Annotated in this window: 14 protein-coding genes and 1 pseudogene; 7 read left to right on the top strand and 8 right to left on the bottom strand. The window is 48.3% G+C overall.

The window, feature by feature from the left end:
• Positions 1-296 precede the first annotated feature (296 nt).
• From EXZ61_RS17160 to EXZ61_RS17185, 6 genes are all read right to left on the bottom strand, one after another.
• Positions 297-3,578, bottom strand: a complete 3,282-nt coding sequence (locus EXZ61_RS17160; protein WP_168224802.1) for a response regulator — start codon at positions 3,576-3,578, stop codon at positions 297-299.
• A 309-nt stretch (positions 3,579-3,887) separates the two neighbouring features.
• On the bottom strand, positions 3,888-4,979 hold the full coding sequence (locus EXZ61_RS17165) for a fimbrial protein (RefSeq protein ID WP_142812919.1): 1,092 nt from the start codon (positions 4,977-4,979) through the stop codon (positions 3,888-3,890).
• Positions 4,980-4,988: 9 nt separating this feature from the next.
• Positions 4,989-7,892 carry a fimbria/pilus outer membrane usher protein gene (locus EXZ61_RS17170; RefSeq protein ID WP_142812920.1) on the bottom strand — a complete coding sequence of 968 codons (2,904 nt, stop codon included), beginning with the start codon at positions 7,890-7,892 and terminating at the stop codon, positions 4,989-4,991.
• A 54-nt stretch (positions 7,893-7,946) separates the two neighbouring features.
• Positions 7,947-8,696 carry a fimbrial biogenesis chaperone gene (locus EXZ61_RS17175; RefSeq protein WP_142812921.1) on the bottom strand — a complete coding sequence of 250 codons (750 nt, stop codon included), beginning with the start codon at positions 8,694-8,696 and terminating at the stop codon, positions 7,947-7,949.
• Positions 8,697-8,714: 18 nt separating this feature from the next.
• Positions 8,715-9,254 carry a fimbrial protein gene (locus tag EXZ61_RS17180; protein WP_142812922.1) on the bottom strand — a complete coding sequence of 180 codons (540 nt, stop codon included), beginning with the start codon at positions 9,252-9,254 and terminating at the stop codon, positions 8,715-8,717.
• An 86-nt stretch (positions 9,255-9,340) separates the two neighbouring features.
• Positions 9,341-9,871: a fimbrial protein gene (locus EXZ61_RS17185; protein WP_142812923.1), complete on the bottom strand. Its 531-nt coding sequence runs from the start codon at positions 9,869-9,871 to the stop codon at positions 9,341-9,343.
• A 1,354-nt stretch (positions 9,872-11,225) separates the two neighbouring features.
• Between EXZ61_RS17185 and EXZ61_RS17190 the strand changes: the two genes are divergently transcribed.
• The 7 genes and pseudogenes from EXZ61_RS17190 to EXZ61_RS22225 all read left to right on the top strand — a co-directional run bounded on the left by EXZ61_RS17190 (position 11,226) and on the right by EXZ61_RS22225 (position 15,705).
• Positions 11,226-11,942, top strand: a complete 717-nt coding sequence (locus EXZ61_RS17190) for a hypothetical protein (protein ID WP_142812924.1) — start codon at positions 11,226-11,228, stop codon at positions 11,940-11,942.
• 14 nt (positions 11,943-11,956) lie between these two features.
• On the top strand, positions 11,957-12,484 hold the full coding sequence (locus EXZ61_RS17195; RefSeq protein ID WP_142812691.1) for a GTP-binding protein: 528 nt from the start codon (positions 11,957-11,959) through the stop codon (positions 12,482-12,484).
• 44 nt (positions 12,485-12,528) lie between these two features.
• The gene (locus EXZ61_RS17200) at positions 12,529-12,927 is read left to right on the top strand and encodes a roadblock/LC7 domain-containing protein (RefSeq protein ID WP_142812925.1); all 399 of its coding nucleotides are present in this window, start codon (positions 12,529-12,531) and stop codon (positions 12,925-12,927) included.
• A gap of 157 nt (positions 12,928-13,084) precedes the next feature.
• Entirely contained in the window at positions 13,085-13,444 is a 360-nt protein-coding gene (locus tag EXZ61_RS17205) for a hypothetical protein (protein ID WP_142812689.1), read from the top strand.
• 231 nt (positions 13,445-13,675) lie between these two features.
• On the top strand, positions 13,676-14,197 hold the full coding sequence (locus EXZ61_RS17210) for a transposase (RefSeq protein ID WP_142812926.1): 522 nt from the start codon (positions 13,676-13,678) through the stop codon (positions 14,195-14,197).
• Between the two features lie 37 nt (positions 14,198-14,234).
• Complete coding sequence (locus tag EXZ61_RS22220) at positions 14,235-14,621, top strand: transposase (protein WP_237218993.1); 387 nt, start codon at positions 14,235-14,237, stop codon at positions 14,619-14,621.
• 448 nt (positions 14,622-15,069) lie between these two features.
• Positions 15,070-15,705, top strand: a pseudogene (locus tag EXZ61_RS22225) (IS66 family transposase).
• Between the two features lie 237 nt (positions 15,706-15,942).
• Here the strand turns inward: EXZ61_RS22225 and EXZ61_RS17220 are convergent.
• Together EXZ61_RS17220 and EXZ61_RS17225 are read right to left on the bottom strand one after the other, a co-directional pair.
• Complete coding sequence (locus tag EXZ61_RS17220; protein WP_142812927.1) at positions 15,943-16,377, bottom strand: hypothetical protein; 435 nt, start codon at positions 16,375-16,377, stop codon at positions 15,943-15,945.
• A gap of 2,789 nt (positions 16,378-19,166) precedes the next feature.
• A complete protein-coding gene (locus tag EXZ61_RS17225) occupies positions 19,167-19,865 on the bottom strand; it encodes a helix-turn-helix transcriptional regulator (protein WP_142812928.1) in 699 nt (232 codons plus the stop codon).
• Positions 19,866-19,912: the final 47 nt, after the last annotated feature.

Raw genomic sequence — 19,912 nt, forward strand, 5'->3', positions numbered from 1 at the left:
TCAATGCCAAACAAATGTATGTTGTCATTTACATTGTGGGGCGATCAGCGAAATGCCTGAGTGGACTGAGCTCTTAGATTAGTCAAAACATGCGACCTGCGACTGCGCGTACCTCGTCCTAATTGATATAGGCTTTGGTGGGCTCCGGCCCATTCGTTCGACACCCACCTTAGGGCATTAACGATTAAGTCCCGAGCTGGGCCGACGAGTCGCCGAATGCACGGCTAAGGCGCCTGGACAAGGCCAACTGAATTTCGATGCTGTCTACTTGTCGTTTGCAATAAAGCACCGAGTCCCTATTGTGCGAGCGTTGCTCGAGGAGAGTTCCGCTGCACCGAATCACTCTGCACCTCTTGGGAAAAATGCCGAAGCACTGACTCTCGCAGCGTGTCCAGCGCCTCATCAGTTGCCTGCAGCGCGTGTTGCATATCTCGAATGTCGCTCTGCGGCTTTGCTAGCAATTCCTCCAGCGCAGAGGCAGTTCTTCGCAATTCGTTGGCACCAAGATAGGCCGCCTGTCCTTTGAGTGTGTGAGCGAGGCGTTCCGCAGTTGCAAAGTCTCTCTCTTCGATCGTTCGCTCGATCACCATAGTGGCGTTGCCCTGGGTTTCGAAAAAACTCCAGAGAGTCTTCACGTACAGATCCCAGTTTTCGCCCATAAGCGAGAGCCCAGCCTGCCAGTCGAGACCATCTATATGCAGGGGCATCTTTGTTGTGAATATTGCCTCGCTCGCAGGCCGCCTTAGCAGCCCTTCTCTGGGGCTGACCCAGCGCAGAATGGCTTGCCACAATTGGGCTGGAGCAATTGGCTTGGTCAAAAAATCATTCATGCCCGCTGCCATGCACCGCTCTCTGTCTGTCAGCCTAGCATTGGCTGTCATGGCAATAATAGGCAACTCTTGCGCTGAGTGGTTCAGCCGTATCAGGCGTGAGGCAGTCACACCGTCCATTACCGGCATTTGCATATCCATCAGAACGAGGTCATAGGGCAGACGTTCCAGCGCACGCGCCTCTACGCTATTCACGGCCTTTTGGCCGCCATCTGCAATGTCCACAAGAAAGCCCGCATCTGTAAGGAGCTCAAAGGCCACTTGTTGATTGAGCTCGTTGTCTTCCACCAGCAGGACACGTGCACCATTCACCAGCCGCAAGCCGCTTTCGTGGGGTTGCTGGAGGCGCAGACTGTTTAGGTCAGTGCCCACGGCTGTCGTTGCGGATGAATGGGCCACAGTTGACATTAAGGCGTCCAACAGCATCGAGGCTTCCACTGGCTTGGTTATAACGTGCATAACTCCTTGTGCCTCAGCACTTTGAAACAGATCTTGGCGCTTTAGAGGTGTAACCAAGAGAATGAAAGAGCCGGGATCGTTAACTCGCGCACGAATGGCATGAATGGTCTGCAGCCCATCCATACCGGGCATGGACCAGTCCATAAACACAAAATCAAACGGTACCTGCCGAGTATGGGCGGACAGGATTACATTTAATGCTTCTGGTCCGCTATGGGCAATTTCTGCTTGCAGACCGAAGTCTTCGAGGAGAGCGCGGAGTATCAAGGCGGCGTCTTCGTTGTCGTCCACCACCAACGCGCGTTTAGCATGTAAGTCCGCGCTGAATGGGGCTATGCGCTGGCTTGGCCCTTCAACCAGCCCTAGTCGCGCGGAAAACCAGAAGGTGGAGCCTTTGCCCATGGTGCTAGTCACTCCCACCTCTCCACCCATGCCTTCGGCCAGACTTTTGTTGATCGCCAGGCCCAGCCCGGAGCCGCCAAACTTGCGGGTAGTGGAGCTGTCTGCCTGACTGAAGCTTAGAAAGAGTTTCGAAATTTGGGCATCGGTAAGACCGAGGCCGGTATCACTCACTTCGAATCGCAGCAAAATGTCGTCTTCAGTTAGCTCCAGCACACATACGTGCAATCGCACTTGACCTTGCTCTGTAAACTTGACGGAATTGTTGACGTAGTTCACCAATATTTGGCCCACGCGCAATGGATCCCCCACCAGGGCGTCAGGCACCGCTTTGTCGACACTAATGAGCAGCTCCAGTCCCTTGACCTCTGCCTTTTCTGCGATGAAACCCATGACATTGTTCATCACGTCTGCGAGCTTAAATGGAACACGCTCTATCTCCAACTTACCTGCCTCGATTTTGGAGATATCAAGGACATCGTTGATCACCCCCAGCAGGTGCTCACCTGAATACTTAATCTTGCTCAAGTAGTCATGCACTCGAGCGGGCATGTCATACTTAAGAGCCAAAACAGACAAGCCGATAATGGCATTCATTGGAGTGCGAATCTCATGGCTCATATTGGCTAGAAATTCTGATTTGGCCCGCGTCGCAGCCTCAGCCATATTCCTTAATTGATCAAGCTCAGCCACGATATCGCAAAGATTTTTTGTCTGGGTGGTCAGCTCTTCGTTTTTCTTCACCAATTCCCGCTGCGTATGATGTAAATCACTAATGATCTGCACGCGGCTCATCGTGGAGCAAATATGACGGGCAACATAGCTCAGTATTTCAAGGTCTTTGGGGGTATAGACAATGTCATCGCTATATGACTCCACCACGATAGCACCCATTGCAATACCGTTAAACTCCATGGGGGCACCCATCCACGAAACTTGGTCGCTACCGCCCACAATTTCCTCCACTGCTCCAGAAGCCATTAACTCGCTTTGCAGCTTCTGATCAATGAGCCAAGGTCGACAGTTGTGCAAAACCAGCCGAAGTAGCCCCTTGTTTAACTTCCAGCGCGTGGGGAGAGTCGTCTCTTTTTCATAGCGCTTAAAAGCCACAGATACTTCGCTATTGGGCCAGTCATAAAAGACGATATAACAATTCGGTAAGGGCAATAAGCTAGCAAGGATTCGGTGCAACTCTTCGTAATGCCTATCTGGGTTCTGCGGATCCGGATTGGTAGACGCAATTTCAAATAATGCACGTTGTACTTTCTCGGCGTTGCGCCTCTCCTCAATCTCTTGCTCCATACGCAGGGTACGACGGGCAACTTCAAGTTCCAGCGCATTGCGGCGCTGTTCGCGCTCTAGCGTTGACGCCACCAGGCTTGCAATCATTTTGATCAGCGCAACATCTTCATCGGTGTAGCCGCGCTCTGCTTTGTAACTCTGGGTTACCAGAGCACCCATGATAGTCTGGAAGCTATCGTACAAGGGAATCCCTATCCAGTGCTCTGCTTGACATTCCTTGACTTCAGCTTTACCCCAAGTACGGTCGTGCTCGTCGATGGCCGCCCGCGTCAGTACGATGGCTTGTCCGCTTAGGAGCACATCCACTGTCAGCAGGCCAGTGCTTTTGTCGATGGGAAAGCGCTCTTCGGGGTTGACCTCGCTCGCGTCTATAGAGTCTTTGAAATACGGAACTTGAAAATAGGTACGATCCTTATCACATGTAGCTACAAAGAAATTAGACGCGTCCATGATGTTGTGCAGTCTCTCGTGGATCATGCCCATCAAGAACGTAATGCCACCATTCTTACTTTGAGCATTGTCTATATCCAGCACCAGAGACACAACACTCTCAAGTCTGTGTAGACGCATTTGTTGGATATCGTCCATTGGCATCTGTGCTCCAAGCGGACCGGCAATTAAACAAGCAAGCTAATACTCTGGGCCTTCGGCTCAAACCTGCAACTACATTCGCGGAATCGCTGTCCTAAAGTGCCATGGAATTGTAGACGCTGAAGCATACTTGTGCGTCCAGCCATTGGGGGCGAGTACACTTAGCACTGTAACGCTCAGCGTTCCGACAATGGCACACTGCTAAAGACACCCACACACTCAATGTCCCATTGCGTGTCGCTAGCCCGGTGCAGTACAGGGGCAACCATCAATACCCAAAAGCCAAATGGTACACACCTACGCGACTTATCTGTAGTTAATTGTGAAGGTTGCGATCCCAACGACCGATCCTGGAGAAACCGGCCCAGTGGCAATATACTGGGCGAAAAAACCCTTGCTCAACTGAGTACCACCAGCGGGAACCACACCGAGTTCAACAGTGCCACCATTTGAAATGGGACTCTGATTCGCGTCTAGCAACTGAGTCTCCACATTCACTGCCCCACCACTGGTTACCGCATTCGCGATGCTATTCTGGCTAGCTCCGGGCGTAAACGACCACTTCGATGTGGCAAAGAATTGGTTATTGCCATTCGAACAACCGGTCAAATTCAGATTGAAAGGCGTTGTTCCGGCAGCATCGCCAACTCTACGGAAAGAATTCATACCAACATCCGGGAGTGGAACTGCGATATTAGCTGGCGATAAAGTGCAGGTGGCCTGAATAACATACTTAACACCGCCACCAATAACCGTTATATCATCCGTATTAGAGGCTTTTTTAAAATTAGCATAAGCAAATGGCAAGTTAGCCACAGTCATAATATACCCCCATTTTTGAGGAGCTATTGTAACTAGAGTTACATTAGGATCGCCAAAAGTACTAGACGTCGCTCTATTGTCGATCACCGAAATTTTAATATTTGGAATTGTCGCCATTACCGCAGAAAGATCTGTGACGTAAATCGGCTTTGAGCAGTATATCGTGAGGCCCGTTTCAATGGTATCTTTGACTTCTTCTAGAACGCATCCAGCCGGAAGGCCAGTCACAACAGCTCCCGGTGCGCTTCTATTAATAGATAAGCCAGTAGGAGTGGTATTCGTACCACTTTTTACAATAATTTTGCCAGGAGTTCCACCAGTAGATACCACAAAAGCAACTCGAGGGTTTGTTTTTGTTGATCCCGAAAATGAACAGCCATTGAAACGTACAATAGCCGTCCCCGACCAGAGCACATCCCCATTTGAGCGACCAGTCAATACAAATTGTGGAGGAAGCGGCGGGCTGAACTCAAGTGTTACCGGCCCCCCAGTGGTGCACTGCTCTGCATGAATTGCTCCCACGTAAAAAAACGAGCCTATTAATATCTTTAAAATGGCAAAAATTAATATTTTCATGACCTATTTTTAATTAAGTTTCTGTGCAGATAATGTTGCAGGGTCTCTGCACACCAATGATTGTTGCCGTGCACTGAGTCGATCAAACTCAGCGAGACAACTTTCACCTGCGCCTTCGCCCCAAGTGGCTCTTAGCATCTGGCTATATTTGTGAACCCTCAGCATAAACCGGCCATCGTCCGCCACGGTAGAAATTGAAGGGTTTGTTTCACCCACTGCCATAATGTTTGCACCACGTTCCAGCGGTTCACCATTGCGATGGACTAAAAAGCCACTGATTCGCACCCTATCGCCCAGCGAAGAAAAATCTGCCCCACTTACAGGTGGACGACTTTTCTTCTCGACGTTTGCCTCCTCACGCGGCGTTGACTCTTCTCCGACGCGTAGGGCATCAGATGGAACTGGAGCAGCTACAAGCTGAATAAGCGAGGATTTGACCTCATCAGCCACAGCGTATGTCACTTCGTACCTATTACCTAGACCATCAGGAGTTTCAATGTAAAACTTGCCGGCCTTGTCTTTAAGGCGTACTTGAATTTTTTTGCCTTGGCCAACATTTCCAATCAATTTACCGTCTTTATCTAATACAGCTGCGCCAAAGGGAATTAAATCACTATAGCGACCTTCAAGCTTAATAATTGCCAATTTCGAAACATCGGTATCGAATTTAACGAGTGTAATAGTTCCTGATTTTGGAACTGTCAGTTGCGAAGTAGAGCGAAGCTCAACATCTAAAGGCAGGTTGTGCGTATCAAGTTCGATGTTATTTTGGGTATATGGCGATGCATACGGGACTACACCATAGCCGTTACGACCAATTTTAGAATATCCATTGCCACTAATATTTGCACCCGCTGCAGACTCTGCTCGAACAATAGTAATGGTGTCACCCAACTGAGGTGCTGCCAATATTCCATCGCGGTGTACCACAAGGCCCCCACGGAAGCTCAGTGAGTTTGAACTCGAGTTCTGGGACTGGCTGGCACTGCCCGATAAAACACCGACGCCAGTACTCCAGTTAACGCTACCCGAGGAACTGTTGTTCGATTGGCCGTTTGTACTATTCAGTAGACCGTAGGTTACCGAAGCGTTCTCATTCAAGGCGCCAAAGGCTCCCACATTAGCATCCATTTGCCCTTTATCATCAGACCGAATGCCACCATTGACGACTGTTCTCCGTGATGATGAGCCAATGGGTATAGATGCAGTGATTGAATATAGTGCACTATCAGCCCCGTCTCTTTTTACTTTTGACGCCGATAAGGCCAAAGCTGTGCCGCCTACGTTTGTGCTCCAGCCAAGCTGAAACTCAGTTTGCATGGGTGCATCCAACCAGTTACTCGCTTGAGATGCATTGACGTATAACGAGCCCCAGCTCCCCAAGGACTGATTGAGACTAATCGCCAAGCGCTCTTTTTCCCTAGAAGTAGCCCCAAGATCACGCCCATAGACATTGTTAACAAAGCTCATAGCGTCGTTTATCGAATAAAAGTTCTCCGAGTTATTCTGATAGGACGCGATACTGAAGTTTGTCTGCACCCACGGAAGTACAGTGGAAAACCCGGTCCGAAGGCTAGCACCCCCATATGTCGGCTGTCCGGGTAGGTGTAAAGAAGAGTTCAGTAAATCAATAGACCAAGCGCCAACTGACGATCCGACATTTAAACCAACGTTTGATGAGTCGTAGTAACGGGACGCAAATACAGATCCTGCAAGGGATACATTGTCCAAGATACCGTATGCACCACCCATCTGCACAATTCCGTAGCCAGACTTTGCGCCTATCTGATCGTATTCTCCAAAAGCCGCGTTGTATTTAATACTGCCACGTGGCAGCAAACTCGGTCCAGAGATGTAAGTTGTATTATATTCACTTTCCGACCCGTCGGCCTCAGTAATTTTTACACGATAGTCGCCGAAATAACCATTAGCATACAAATCGTTTATCTCAAATGGACCCGCTGGCACGGTGGTTTGATAAACCAATATACCACGTTGATAAATGGAAACTTTTGCATTGGATTTTGCCTGCCCTCTAATAATGGGGGACTGGCCTCTGGCCGACAAGGGTAGCATGCGGTCATCGGAGAACAGCTGTATACCTTTAACCGGTACTGACTCAGTATCAAAACCCCTGGTGTAGGTGGTTCCCATTAACAACTTGCCATTAATTTCTGGCAGGTCTGTATAGATAAAACTCGACGATGGTGAGTAAACCGCTTCCACTCCATTGCCTGCCGAGTAACTTCCATTGTGCCTAAGCCGCCAGCGACCGGCGCTGGCGCCTCCATCCAGCTGTCCAAAGGTAGTACTCACGCCTCTACCACTGGAATTTGATTGGTAGTTTGCCAACGAGTAGTTCAGCATTCCGCCAGGAATGCCATCATCCCAAAACTTTTTGGTCGAACCACCCATCGCGTTCTTTTGTAAATAGATCTGAGGAATCAATACATTGACCCGCAACTCCGCCAAGTCGATAGCCGCTCCGGCACCGGGCATTATTTCCTCCAGCGAAGTGCAAGCGGGGAGCTCATCCCCCTGACTCATTTGGATACGATTGAGCTGTTCAACACCTTTCGCATCAAGGCGACTTTGATCAATGCTAATACCTTGAAAGAGTTCGCGGTTCCAACACATCTTTTCTAGGTAGGGATTGGCGCCGGGTTCAATAGATACATCTAGCTTGCGCAACCACGTTCCATTGAGCAAGAGGTCAACGCGGTATTTCCCTGCGATGACGATATTACCCCGAGCAAATTTAGCCACCTCTTCTTTGCCCATTCCGCCAATGGTCATTTGTTCATTAAACTCAACCTCTGGAATGATTTTCTCAACACTCGCTTGCGCTGCGCTAATGGAGGCCACCCATAATAGAACCAGAACTACACGCATCATCATTTTTCTTATACGCATGGATTGCTTCCAGTTCGTTAATCTGTTTAAAACCGAAACCCCCACTCCGCCCCCTTATCGCCGTACTATTGGCATGCCGAAGGTAGATGATGCACCGTTATCATCGATAACAGAAAATAGGACTTCAACCTTTTCTTTGTTAATTTGCGACAAGTCGACCTCAGAGAAATCTAGCTCAGTACCGTCAAATGGCGATACCGTTGCGTATAGTGGCTTGCCAATCTTTTGGCCGCCCTCCATAATGGCTATTTCTCCAAAATTCAGGTAGTTTGCTGACGCGTTGACAAGCTTCATTCGCAATGGTTTTTCTTGCACTATTTGAAGCCTTACTTCCTTAGCGGAGTTGACCACATCGTTACCAACTTTTTCGGGTCTGTAAATGAGTTTCAATCTGGTACGAACCGAAAACTGCATGTAGTTTTGCCCCTCATCCACTTTTGGTTTGGGGGGAATCTCTAAAATATTGAGCCAGTACATAGTTTCCCTGTCTTGGGGGAGCGTGGGATTTGTAGCGATAAGCCGAAGCGCACGGCTTTGCTTTGGCTCGATTCTGACTGTTGGACTGCTTATTACAAAAGGCACATCAATTTTATTTGGTGCCAAATCGGGAGCCCCGTCGTCAATCCATAACTGAACCAAAGCGGGATTTTCCCCTTCGTTTGACAGCCTTACGGAAACATCGCGATTATTGGATTTGTATATGAACCGCGTGGCATTGACAATGACTCCTGAATATGCAATTGAAGCAGCAAGCACTCCCATCAGTAGAAATGCTATTCTGATAGGCCTGACATTAAATTTCATAGCGTTGATCTCTTAGATTCATTGATAAACTAACGAGTACCTCAAATATGCGTAAAATCGCCCGGGCTGGACCACTCCGGTCGCGTAGTACTCAGCAATGAAACGTTGACTTCCAGAATTTGAAACCAGCCCACTAGAATTAACTTTCTGTTGACCAAAGCTTTTTGACAAATCCACAATGGTCCCATCGCTATTTTTAATCTGGAGCTCCACATTTTTCATCGGCGATAATATATAAGGAAATTGTTTAACACGGCCAGAAGGGCTCGTCATTGAATTAGGTTCAAAATATGGTGTAACGCTTACGATGCCTGGCGTGCAGTTCGCATACGAAAATTCAAAGGGCGTTGCACCAGCGGTGGCGCCCACAAACGAAAGAGCCGACACGGAAAGTTGCGGGAGAGTAATTGAAATACTTGCCTTGCCATTATTTACTTGGCATGTGCTTGCAGTAACCTTGCCACTGATGGTGACTTGCTGTGCAAAAGCAAAGCTCATATTAAACACAGTGACCATCACCACCAGCACTTTTATTTTAATACTTAGTACAGTAGGCATTGGGTCTGGTCTGAGATTATTTATGGCACCTAAGTTAAAAAGCGAGGAGATTTAGCTCCTCGCTTTTCACTCAATTAGATAATTACTTACTGGTATACAACCGAGTAAGCTACTTTACCAACTACAGTACCTGCCGTCGCATTACCATTCTCCGAGTAGTAAGCAACCGCGTAATTGGCCGTAGCGTTTCCAGTGGCGTCCACGGTAACTGCATTCACGCCTTGCGCCGAAGCCACGGCGGCTGCATTGATAGTGCTGCCATCCGTATTCAAAAGCCTCAGCTGAACGTTCTTGGCAGAACCTGTATTGTTCAGATTGCCTGTAGCGGCATCCACGCCAGTGCCCGATTCAAAATAGGGCTTGAACGCTGCTCCCGTAGAACAACCTTTCACCGTAATGCTGAAAGGGGTCACACCAGCAGTAGTCTTAGTGGTCGTCATAGAACTAGTAGGCAAGGCGGGCAGTTGGACTGCAAAACTCGCAGACACCGGTTGGACAACGCAAGTCGTGGCAGTCAAACTACCAGTGAAATCAATGGTTCCATCAGTCGCCTGCGCCATCAACGGAACAACCATTGCAGTTGCAAACATCAGTTTACTGATCGTATTTTTTGTCATAGCCTTTACTCCAATTTAAGTACCCGAAAAATCTCGGAAGCCGATTCTTGATTAATAGCTTGCTGCACCCAAGAATTGTTATGGCTTATTTACATTCTTTGCTTGCAGAGCGCTTCGCCCCTCTGCAGCGATGTATTCGCTAGCGGTATCTGTTGTGTTACGCGGGTGCCCTCTGTACTTACGCGCCGCTGAGCTAGGACTTCAGCAATGGGTTAACACCCGGCCAGACGTATGCGACATGGTTCTGGGTCGATCCCTCGCGGGAGAGGGCTGGAGAGTGCTCGCAAGTAGTCGGCGTCGCACTTCGTCTGGACACAAGCACGCAGTTTGCTGAGCGCGGTGAGAGCAGGAAGCAGTTGGGTGTTGCACTGAGATGTGGCGTTCATCCTGCGAAGGCCGGCCGGTGGAAGCGCAAAGCCAAAGCTCAGGCCCTTTTCTTCTTGGTTTAGGCCTGCTGTTTCAGACTGCTCGGTCTGGGCGATGGGGTTGGTGTCTTTGCTGGATCCTTGATGAGTTCACCGGCTTTGGTGGGATCCGTCTTTACGAAGCCAGTCTCAGGGGCTGGGTGTCGATGCTGATTTTGTCTTGCAGCTGCATACCCCCAGTCAAGATTTTGGTTGGGGTCGTTGTGGTGCGTTGAAGGGTGTTTTGTGCCGACGACAAATCCAACCCAAGTGTGCACATTGTAAATTTTCATTTGCAATCTTTGATGAGCAGCCTGCGGATTGGCAAACTCGGGCCGTGGTTATTGCAGACGATGAAATTTCGCACAGAACAAAGTGGCCTGTGTAAGTGTGAGTCAATTTGACAATACTCCACAGATTTGCTGGCAATTGATGTCAGTTAGATGGCGAGCATATTTGGAGCTTAACTAAATACTTGAATATGCGATCTCAGTTTTCCCGGTAATGCCAAGCCTGATTTAGTTCAATACCCTCGCAATGTACCGTGGCCCCGTATCCCCGCATCAACACCGCTACAGTTTCAGTCTGCTCACATCTCTACCTGGCGTGGAAATGGCTGCGTGTGAGGCAAGTCTTGCGCGTGGCTATGTCTGTCGGGCAGTTAGGAGAGAGATTGATTGCAAACTGCGCAAGATGTGGAAATTTACACAGCCGCTGCGCGGCGCCGAGTTGCCATTAATGGCGATCACTTTCTGGGCGAATTTGAAAATGCGAGTTAAGTCTTTGATTTAAATGAGCACTCCAGCATATTTGGGCTCCCAAGTCACGGTTTCAGGAGCACGAGCACCAACAACTACCGCACGGCTCCCGATGGCGAATTGTCGGTCGTTAATTGCAATTCGCCATTTTGAAATATTACTCAAGGCCTCTATCCGTTTGGAGAACTCATTATGAACAATTTTAATCTGGGTATTAAAGGATTGAGTGAAGGTGAGACTAATTTTATTCGAGATTTACTCAGTTCCATGACCATTGATCCCGATTTTAAATGGATTTACTCGTCTAAAGAGCCGTTTGATGCATATATTGCAGATGCGGAAACATATTCGCATTTGGAGATTCCATATGTTTCAGATATTGAAATCGTACTGGCGGGCGCGCCTTCTAATAAACTGCGCTTGAGTCGCCCCATAGATGCGCCTAGTTTAAAGGCTTGCCTAATTGTGCTCCAAAGGGTTATCTCTTCCCAGCAATACACGTTAGATTTGGTCCAGCCAAAATTATTCACTTCAGAAACAAATAATCAGCAAGTATCAGCTGGGCTAAAAGGAATCGAAAGTTTAGAGAGTATTGCTGAAGAAAAATACCAACTCATTCGTTGGCCTCACCAGGTCGCGATCCGTGGAAGCAAGGACCGTGTGCGTTTATCTAATTTTTTGATTGGCAGAGCGTGGTCTATCCGAGAGCTAGCTATTTCTTCCGGAGTTGCACTGGAGGAATGCATATCTTTTATTGCAATTTTAAAGTCTCTTCGATTGGTCTTGATATCCTCCAGCGAGGTACCTGATAAGGCTAAGGTAGTCGAATTTCTACCAAGTAAGAAAAAGGCTGTTAGCCATGCTAATCGTGGTTTTATTTCCTCACTGCGACGGAAGCTGGGCCTCTGAAACTCACTAATCCTATGAATGAATACAAAATACTAATAAGCGGTACCACTGGTTCGGGGAAAACCACTGCAATAGGTGTGGTGAGTGATTCTCTGCCCATCGTGACGGATGTAAAAAATACAGATCCTACAGTTTCTAAGCTGCTGACCACAGTAGGACTTGATTTCGGCTTGGTTGAACTGGAGAGTGGTAACCGTTTGAGGTTGTTTGGGACGCCAGGCCAGGATCGGTTTGACTTTCTTTGGAAAATTCTCGCGAAAAATGCGCTGGGTCTCATTATCTTGATTGATAACTCCCGCCCTAAGCCATTGGAAGATCTTGAAAAGTACCTCAATGGCTTTAGTGAGTTCCTCGGAAACACACCCTGCGTCATTGGTGTAGGGCGTTTGCCAGAGTGCCCAGATCCGGATGTTGACGCGTATGCAGACTTCTTGTTTAACCGGCAATGCTTGGTGCCCGTTGTTCCCGTTGACGTGAGACAGCGTGACGATGTCCTCATGCTCATTGACATCTTGTTAACGCAAATTGAAGCTGATCTTTGACCGTTTGATTCAGCACACCCCACCGGCTATTTGACAACACATATATGAAAAATAATACAGCTATAGACAATATTCGCAATTTTTGCGAGCAAGAGGCACAAAAAATTCTCGCCGAGATTACCGGAACGCTGGGAGTTGTAGTTTCTACGGTCGATGGTTTTGAAGTCGCCTATGCCCACCACGGAGATCTTGTCCCCGAAAGAATTGCAGCGATGGCCAGTTCAATCTCTGCCATTGGTTCGGTGGTCGCAAGAGAATCTTTTTTGGAAGATCCATCAGATATAACGATCTACTCTGGAAATGGGTTTGTCCAGGTATTTTTGGTCAATCAATCGGATGCAAACTTATTGATAGTGAATATTGTTTCAGACTCAACGGCAATAATGGCTCAAGTAAATCACCGTGGAAAGCGATTTGCCAAAGCCTTGAGGGAGCTGCGCTAAGAAATGTATTGCGGTGCAGGCGGCTGGCCTTAAAAACTGCTAGAAAACCAAGCGCTATTCTTAAGCAAATTAATTTAAAAATCTTGTGCGGGCTGCGGGGCACTCGTCAAAATAAAAAATCCGCAGCGAATTAACTAAATTGATAAGGAACAACACTATGTCTACGATTAAACAAACACTTGACGAACTCATGACAGCTGATGGTGCCGTTTGCACTGCCATTGTCGACTCAACCAGCGGCATGATCTTGGGTAGCGCTGGCTCTGGTGTGGATATCGAGGTGGCTGCGGCGGGAAATACCGAAGTCTTTCGCTCCAAAATGAAGACTATGCGCGCATTGGGTCTGAATGACACAATTGATGACATGCTAATTACCTTAGGAAAGCAATATCACATTATTCGACCATCTGCTTCCAAGGAAGGTGTTTTCATTTATTTTGTTTTGGATAAAAGCAAGTCAAATTTGGCAATGGCTAGGCGCAAAGTGCAGGATGCTGATAAGGGTTTAGACTTTTAAAGTTCAGCCAAGCGCCCAAGCAGATAGGCCCGTTCACAAACGGGCCTTTTTCATGGCGGAATAGTCGGCCGAGCGAAACCCTAGAAGCAAGCCCGCGTAGTCGCTTACTTGCGAGGGTTTGTATCCGATGATCTGCACCTGAGGGCCTAAAGCGCTAAGCGCGCGGTCAACCCATCTTTCGCCTGAGGGCAATAGTTGGGAGCATGGTGTCCACTTCAACAAGGTGGACACGTGCACACTACATACATTCAATTGCCCACTGCTGGTCGGCCTCAGGGCCGTTACAGCGACGAATTCAAACGCCAGATCATGGCTGCCTGCAAGCAGCTCGGAGTGCCCACTGAGGCTGTAGCGCTGGCAAACGGCTTGGACGCTAACGTGCTGCGTCGCTGGATTTCTGAATCCCAAACGCGCTTGCTCAAGTCTGATACGGCGAAGCAGACCATGGCGCTGGCTCTACAGACACAAACCCAGTTCATCGCCTTGGAGATTCAGTCTGGTGATGCAGCCTCAGCCAATGTACAGATTGAACTGCAGCGCTCAGCTACCACGGTGCGCGTCCAATGGCAGCTCGTTTGTGCTGCTGAGTGCGCCGCCTGGCTGGCGGCACGCAGACTGCATCAAGGTCGGTTTGTCTGGCCACCCATTTGTGGGGTAGATCAATTTAGCTTGAGTCACCCCCAACTGGATCACTTGGTATTGAGTTCGGCGGGGCAACGCATGGGGGATGGCGGCACCATCACCATGGTGTGAATCCTGCAAAAAGCATAGCAACAGCGTCGATGTTGGCATGCACCAATGGTGCTTTGTGGTGGGCAGTGACACACCGCGCTTCATGGTGATTAGCCCGCAACAATTGCCCCACATGGGCGCAGACGAACTGCGCGACGTGGTGCAGTCCCTGTTCAAGACGCCTAGCTTCAAACAAGCCACCATCTACAAGCTCACGCACGAAATTGCCATCCTCAAGCGGCTGAAGTTTGCCGCCCAATCTGAGCGCTTCAGCGCCGAGCAAGGTTGTTTGCTGGAAGACACCCTGGATGAGGATCTGCAAGCGGACAACGATGAGATCGAGCAACTCAGCTCCAGTGATGCTCTACCCCGAAGACCAAGCAGCAACCCAAAAGCCAGGCCCTACCCGCGAATCCGCCCTCGCCAACATCCGCCATGCGCCTGACGCCACCACATGCAACACGCCCGGTTGCGGCTTCCAGTTAAAACGCATCGGTGAAGACGTGGCTGAGAAACTGGACGACGTGCCTGGTGTGTTCAGCGTCATACCCGAGGCAAGTGGGCTTGCGCCCAATGCAAGACTCTGATTCAGGCATCTGTGGATGCACACGTCATCAACAAAAGTTTCCCCACTGCGGGTCTACTGGGCTAGGTGTGTTGGCCGCCAAGTTTGGGTATCGGTTGCCGCGGTACCGCCCAGAAGCCCTCTTTGGGCGTGCCGGTTTGGCCACCTCCCGCTCCACATGGGTGCCTGGTGGGTAGTTGCAGGGGTACTGTTGCAGCTTTAGGTGGATGTACTTAAGGCCTAGATCTTGAGCCACAGCGGGGCGCATGCTGAGGAAACGCCACTTCAAATGCCGAAGCCCGGAGCTGGCAAGACCCACCGAGCGTAGTTGTGGGCCTTTGCCAAAGGGGCGTTTGAAGATACCAAGGCTGTTGTCTACGATTTTTGTAACTGCCGGGGAGGGGAGAATGCAAAGTTGTTTCTGGGCGGCTGGAGAGGCGGTCTCGTGGGTTGTGACTTCAGTGGCTGCAAGCAGTTGATCACCCAAGGTGTCACGGAGGTAGGCTGTCTGGCCCACAGTGGGCGCGAGTTCTTTGATTTGTATGCCAGCAACTAAAGCCAGATTACCCACAGTGCGCTGAAGCCGATCGCAAGGATTTACGACATTGAGCGGGAGATCAACGAACTTCTGATAGATGAGCGACAACGCATTCGCTAGGAACGATCAAAACCACTGCTGGATGCCTTGCATCAGTGCATGACTCTGAAACGTCAAAAAGTTACGAATGGTTTGGCCAGGGGCAAAGCACTGAATTACAGCCTGCGCCGCTGGGGGGCTATGACGGGGGTTATGACTGATAGGCAACTCCCGGTAGCGAACAACCCTATTGAGAATCAGATTCGTCCGATACCCATTGGCAGAAGTAATTGGTTGTTCGCTGGCTCCCTTCGTGCGGGAAAGCGTGCTGTACGTTTGGTGCAGGAGCATCGTCAAGCCTATGCGTCACTTTGGGCTTGCGTGTAATCTATATGGCCCTCAAGAGTAGATGCACAGCGGAGCCGCTCCATTAGTGGAATAAACGCGTACAAATTGACGGATGGCCACCGCATCAGGTTAAAGGAGCTTGGCTTAGACTTTGTGGGTCAGACTGCTGAATGTAAAACCCCAATTAGTTTTATCCGCTCGATTCTTACCTAAAACAATAAAGAGATTAAAAAAATTTACTCTGTATTTTGAAAAAATTTCTCTGCGCTCCTACATTTACAAATACGATGGAAACATATGTGGTGGACTTAAATCTACCCATTGACTTTTCCTGCTTGAAATGGCCATTGGACAAGTTTTTTCCAACACCATTCCAGACACGGGTGCTGGCCGAAAAGTATTAGCGGAACCCATCAGTTCCATAAGTGACAACAAAGTATCGTCGACACTTACGAAGGGCAGCCCCATGATCTCCTTATCAACGCCATAAAGAGCCACACATTGTGCCGAACAGAAATTGGCCAATTTCTTGATAACCCAAGGATTGTGAATATTGGCGGCACATATGAGCGCCAGATGAGGTCGTGAGACAATATTTCTAAGCCCAACATGCCACTCAATAATGCGCTCATCAATGGACGAATCTCTTATCAAACTGCGAATTTCTTCCGCGGCGGTCTTTTCAAAGTTAATAAATTCTATGAATTTCATTTTGTAATCTCGCTTTTGGCGGGCATAGTCTCGTCTGAACTCTGCCCAGAGTCGGGGTAATCGCTTTTTAGCTGGGTTAAAAATGTTGATGCAATGCTAGAGTCGAAGTGGCGTCCATCCAACTCGAGTCGAATGGATCTATATTGAACAAAATTCATGAATTCCAAAAGTTTCCTGCTGTCAAAACTCGCTTCTCCAAGGTACGAAGGAGTGTCATTAGCATGCATGAAAGGATGGGGGTCGGAATGCATGAAGTTGCCTTTAGATATGTAAAAGTATTTGGAGATAAAGTAAAATAGATGTTCTAAAAATTTAAATACTCATGCGCAAGCAGGTGTTCGTTAAAAACATAACTTCTATATTGGCGACCCCTTTCTTTATTGCTTGAATTCGTTTGGGATATCGCATGATTTTGGCTTTTTCAATCTACAATCCGAATTTTCAAGTAGTATGGATCTGTTAGGCCACAACTGGACTTTCATCGATTTTCGGAATCTGCAGAGGTGCCGTCAAAAACTGCAAGTTCAAATTTACAAATAGAGCATCCCTATTGGATTTGTCGTTAACATAAATCGTCTTGAAGTGAATCCCGTTGCTGAACACCGACAAATAAAAGTCGAAATTCAATGGGGCGTAACCCCACACAGGCCTTCGGGGACTGTCCCAGCGGCTATAAATCCGCTCAGGGCAAAAAGTATCGGTGTGAGAAGTTGACTGCACTCGCCGATCGGCTCTATTGGCGTGATGACCGTACTTGATGATTTGCACTTCCCTAGGATATAGAGCCTGTTTAGACACTCCTTTGGTGATTGCAGTGCTTGGCAGCTTTATCAAGAAAAATGCACATAGCACCAGCACCCGATTAATTCAGGGCGGCTCACGAGCTTAGGATGATTTCTTCGCTCAGGCAGCTTGAGGGTGTTGAGCAATGCAGCCAGGGAGTTATCTGCACACGGGTCAACCATTACCGGAATAGATGGAAAAACCAACCGGAATACGCACTAATGGCAGTCAGAGTTAGGGTGCCTGCGCAGACATTGGTTACTGTGTCTACATGGAGTAGAGCCCGACGGACTCTTTTCGCAAAACGTGCCTTGCTTATAAAAATCGCAGTGTTTCGTCCGCACTCCACAATAAGCACTCTAGAAATAAGAGATCGTATTCGCAATCAGGTGATCGAACTGGACCAGGAATTGAGGGTATTTACAATCGATTTCGAAGGCACACTCACCTTGGCTATCTGAGCTCACTGGCATTCGAGCAGTTTTGAACTCGATGCTGAAGTAAATCTACGAAAACGAATAAACTCCAATTTTATAAAGTAGCCGGTCTTCCGAGTGATTAATTTTCACTCTAGTAAATAGAGAGTTGTGAATTTATTGTGCAATACAAGTAACAATCTAGTTGTTTCGAATATTGTTACTAAATTGGTTGAGCGGCTGTGCTGAGGCTTTAGCAATCCCATGATGTTGCATTTGGAATCTACATCATCTTTCCATAATAAGCAAATATTATTCCAATAATACTTCCAAGTAATACTGCCGCAAGGAGGGAGGTGGATAATGAAATTTCAAGAAAATAAAAACATATCACAAAAATTGAAATTTCCAAGTAGATTATTAGCATCCCAGTGCTCATATTTTACGCCTTGTTTAAATGACTACGCTTGGCTCTTGTGAATGTAATTTGTTTTCTGAAATTTAAAATATGTTCAATCGAGGAGGGGTTGAATTTAGCAATGTTGCCATTTTCTTTGCTTAACCCCTTTGAAGATATGTTGGAGTGAAATCCATGAAGCCACAGCAACTCTATCTGTCTCAAGCTTAGGTTAAACAATTCATCTTGAATGTCCATTTGTCGGTCTATTTCCATAATACTTTTGAAAAGCAATCTTTTAACTTTGACTTGATCGCGTTGGCAGTTTTTATGAGTTCACCATTCTCTTCAGTTGAATGGTGATGGTGTTAGCTCCATCATGCGCGCCCAAATAAAGGCATCCCAACCGCCATAGCCAAATATGAATTTAGAGAGATAAATCTCATTTGCTTAGATGAGTTGAATGAATCTAGGAAGGCGATGTCTTTTAAGTTTCACCGCTTTCTTTCTTTGGCGACACATGTGTAAGGTATTTTTTACATTTTCAGATTCCCAAGATTGGACGCGATGATGTGTTTACGGTGTGGATGAATATGGGCGTATCTAGCGGATCAGCTGAGTCGAAAATTTTGCATTAAGTCGCCGTGGGTGAGCCAACACCTCTTTGCCTCAGGCGTTAAGACCAATCACTGGTGCTGAGTCAGAATTAGTTTTCTGATTAACTAAAGACCGGGTCAATTGAACAGATCATGGGGCGTGGCCGTTCAATGTCCGAAGTTGCAGTCCGACTTGGGACCATTCATGTTTACCGGTGCAAGTTGATACAAGGGCCGTAGTTGTCCCAAGCTGAAAGGCAAACATATGAATTGGTCAGCTCACCGTGAGGTTGAACGGGAAATGCCCCCGGAATTTGTGGCAATCTGTAGTCAGAACTGGCGCTCGACCTCTCGCCGAAGCGCAGGAGCCACCGGAGAGCGCAAGGCGTCTCCCCCTGTCAATTGCTTCATCCAGTCAGTGGGTCGCCCCATCAACACCTCCTGGTTAAAGGTGTTGCGATGACCGGTTGAATCGGCCCGATATACGAGCTATGACTGGCCGGATTACCTCAAGCCCCCACACTCTTAAAGGCATCATGAGCCGACGTGGCAATTGGCCTGGCAACGCAGTGGACGAGAACGCCAGAGTCATTCAACTCAGCCTATCAAACCCATCCGCATTGCCTTCGCTAGGGCCTGAGGGCGTGTGTGTACGTCGAGTTTTCGCATCAGGTTCTTGACATGGAACGCTACTGTGGGTTCAGACACATTCAGGATGTCCGAAATTTCTGGTGTCGACTTGCCGACTGCAATCCATTGCAGACACTCACTCTCACGTGCCGTTAAGGTAGATTGTTGCTTTTTTTGATTGGTTTCCAGCAGTTGGTGGGCAACCTGATGAACACATGCTGAGATGACTTGGGCGCAATTCAGTAGGTAGGCGGATTCAGTTGCCGACTTTGTCAAATCCTGATCACGCACTAGCGACATCATGCTCTTGGTAGCAAAGCGATCGTGTACGGACAGACTTACACCATGATGCAGGCCGTAACTCCGGGCCTCCTCAAGCATAAAGCCCGCCTTGGATTTTTGGAAGAATTCTGCAGACCAGACGAGGGGTGCTCTCGACTTCTGGCAATAAGCGACAGTAGGGTCCAGCGCTGCATACCCTTGCTGGTCATAAAGCTGCTGCCACCGTTGTGGATAGTCGCTCATAACGTAGTGCGCAATGCGGCCATCCTCAGCACGACGTTCAAGCCCCACCATGAACGTATCAAAACCCACTTTCTGGACGATAGTCTTGATGCGCCCAAGCAATTCCTGCTGATCCTGACTGCCCATAACATCAGCGATCATGCCAATTTCTCGGGCAAAACCTCTTTTACCCACCCACTGTCTCCGGC

This window comes from Rhodoferax aquaticus, from assembly GCF_006974105.1.
In the GTDB taxonomy this organism is placed as follows: Bacteria; Pseudomonadota; Gammaproteobacteria; order Burkholderiales; family Burkholderiaceae_C; genus Allorhodoferax; species Allorhodoferax aquaticus_A.

What these genes read in the sequence shown, in the direction of transcription:
- EXZ61_RS17160 (WP_168224802.1), bottom strand. Translation starts at nt 3,578, where the DNA reads ATGGACGATATCCAACAAATGCGTCTACACAGACTTGAGAGTGTTGTG.
- EXZ61_RS17165 (WP_142812919.1), bottom strand. Translation starts at nt 4,979, where the DNA reads ATGAAAATATTAATTTTTGCCATTTTAAAGATATTAATAGGCTCGTTT.
- EXZ61_RS17170 (WP_142812920.1), bottom strand. Translation starts at nt 7,892, where the DNA reads ATGCGTATAAGAAAAATGATGATGCGTGTAGTTCTGGTTCTATTATGG.
- EXZ61_RS17175 (WP_142812921.1), bottom strand. Translation starts at nt 8,696, where the DNA reads ATGAAATTTAATGTCAGGCCTATCAGAATAGCATTTCTACTGATGGGA.
- EXZ61_RS17180 (WP_142812922.1), bottom strand. Translation starts at nt 9,254, where the DNA reads ATGCCTACTGTACTAAGTATTAAAATAAAAGTGCTGGTGGTGATGGTC.
- EXZ61_RS17185 (WP_142812923.1), bottom strand. Translation starts at nt 9,871, where the DNA reads ATGACAAAAAATACGATCAGTAAACTGATGTTTGCAACTGCAATGGTT.
- EXZ61_RS17190 (WP_142812924.1), top strand. Translation starts at nt 11,226, where the DNA reads ATGAACAATTTTAATCTGGGTATTAAAGGATTGAGTGAAGGTGAGACT.
- EXZ61_RS17195 (WP_142812691.1), top strand. Translation starts at nt 11,957, where the DNA reads ATGAATGAATACAAAATACTAATAAGCGGTACCACTGGTTCGGGGAAA.
- EXZ61_RS17200 (WP_142812925.1), top strand. Translation starts at nt 12,529, where the DNA reads ATGAAAAATAATACAGCTATAGACAATATTCGCAATTTTTGCGAGCAA.
- EXZ61_RS17205 (WP_142812689.1), top strand. Translation starts at nt 13,085, where the DNA reads ATGTCTACGATTAAACAAACACTTGACGAACTCATGACAGCTGATGGT.
- EXZ61_RS22220 (WP_237218993.1), top strand. Translation starts at nt 14,235, where the DNA reads ATGCACCAATGGTGCTTTGTGGTGGGCAGTGACACACCGCGCTTCATG.
- EXZ61_RS17220 (WP_142812927.1), bottom strand. Translation starts at nt 16,377, where the DNA reads ATGAAATTCATAGAATTTATTAACTTTGAAAAGACCGCCGCGGAAGAA.
- EXZ61_RS17225 (WP_142812928.1), bottom strand. Translation starts at nt 19,865, where the DNA reads ATGATCGCTGATGTTATGGGCAGTCAGGATCAGCAGGAATTGCTTGGG.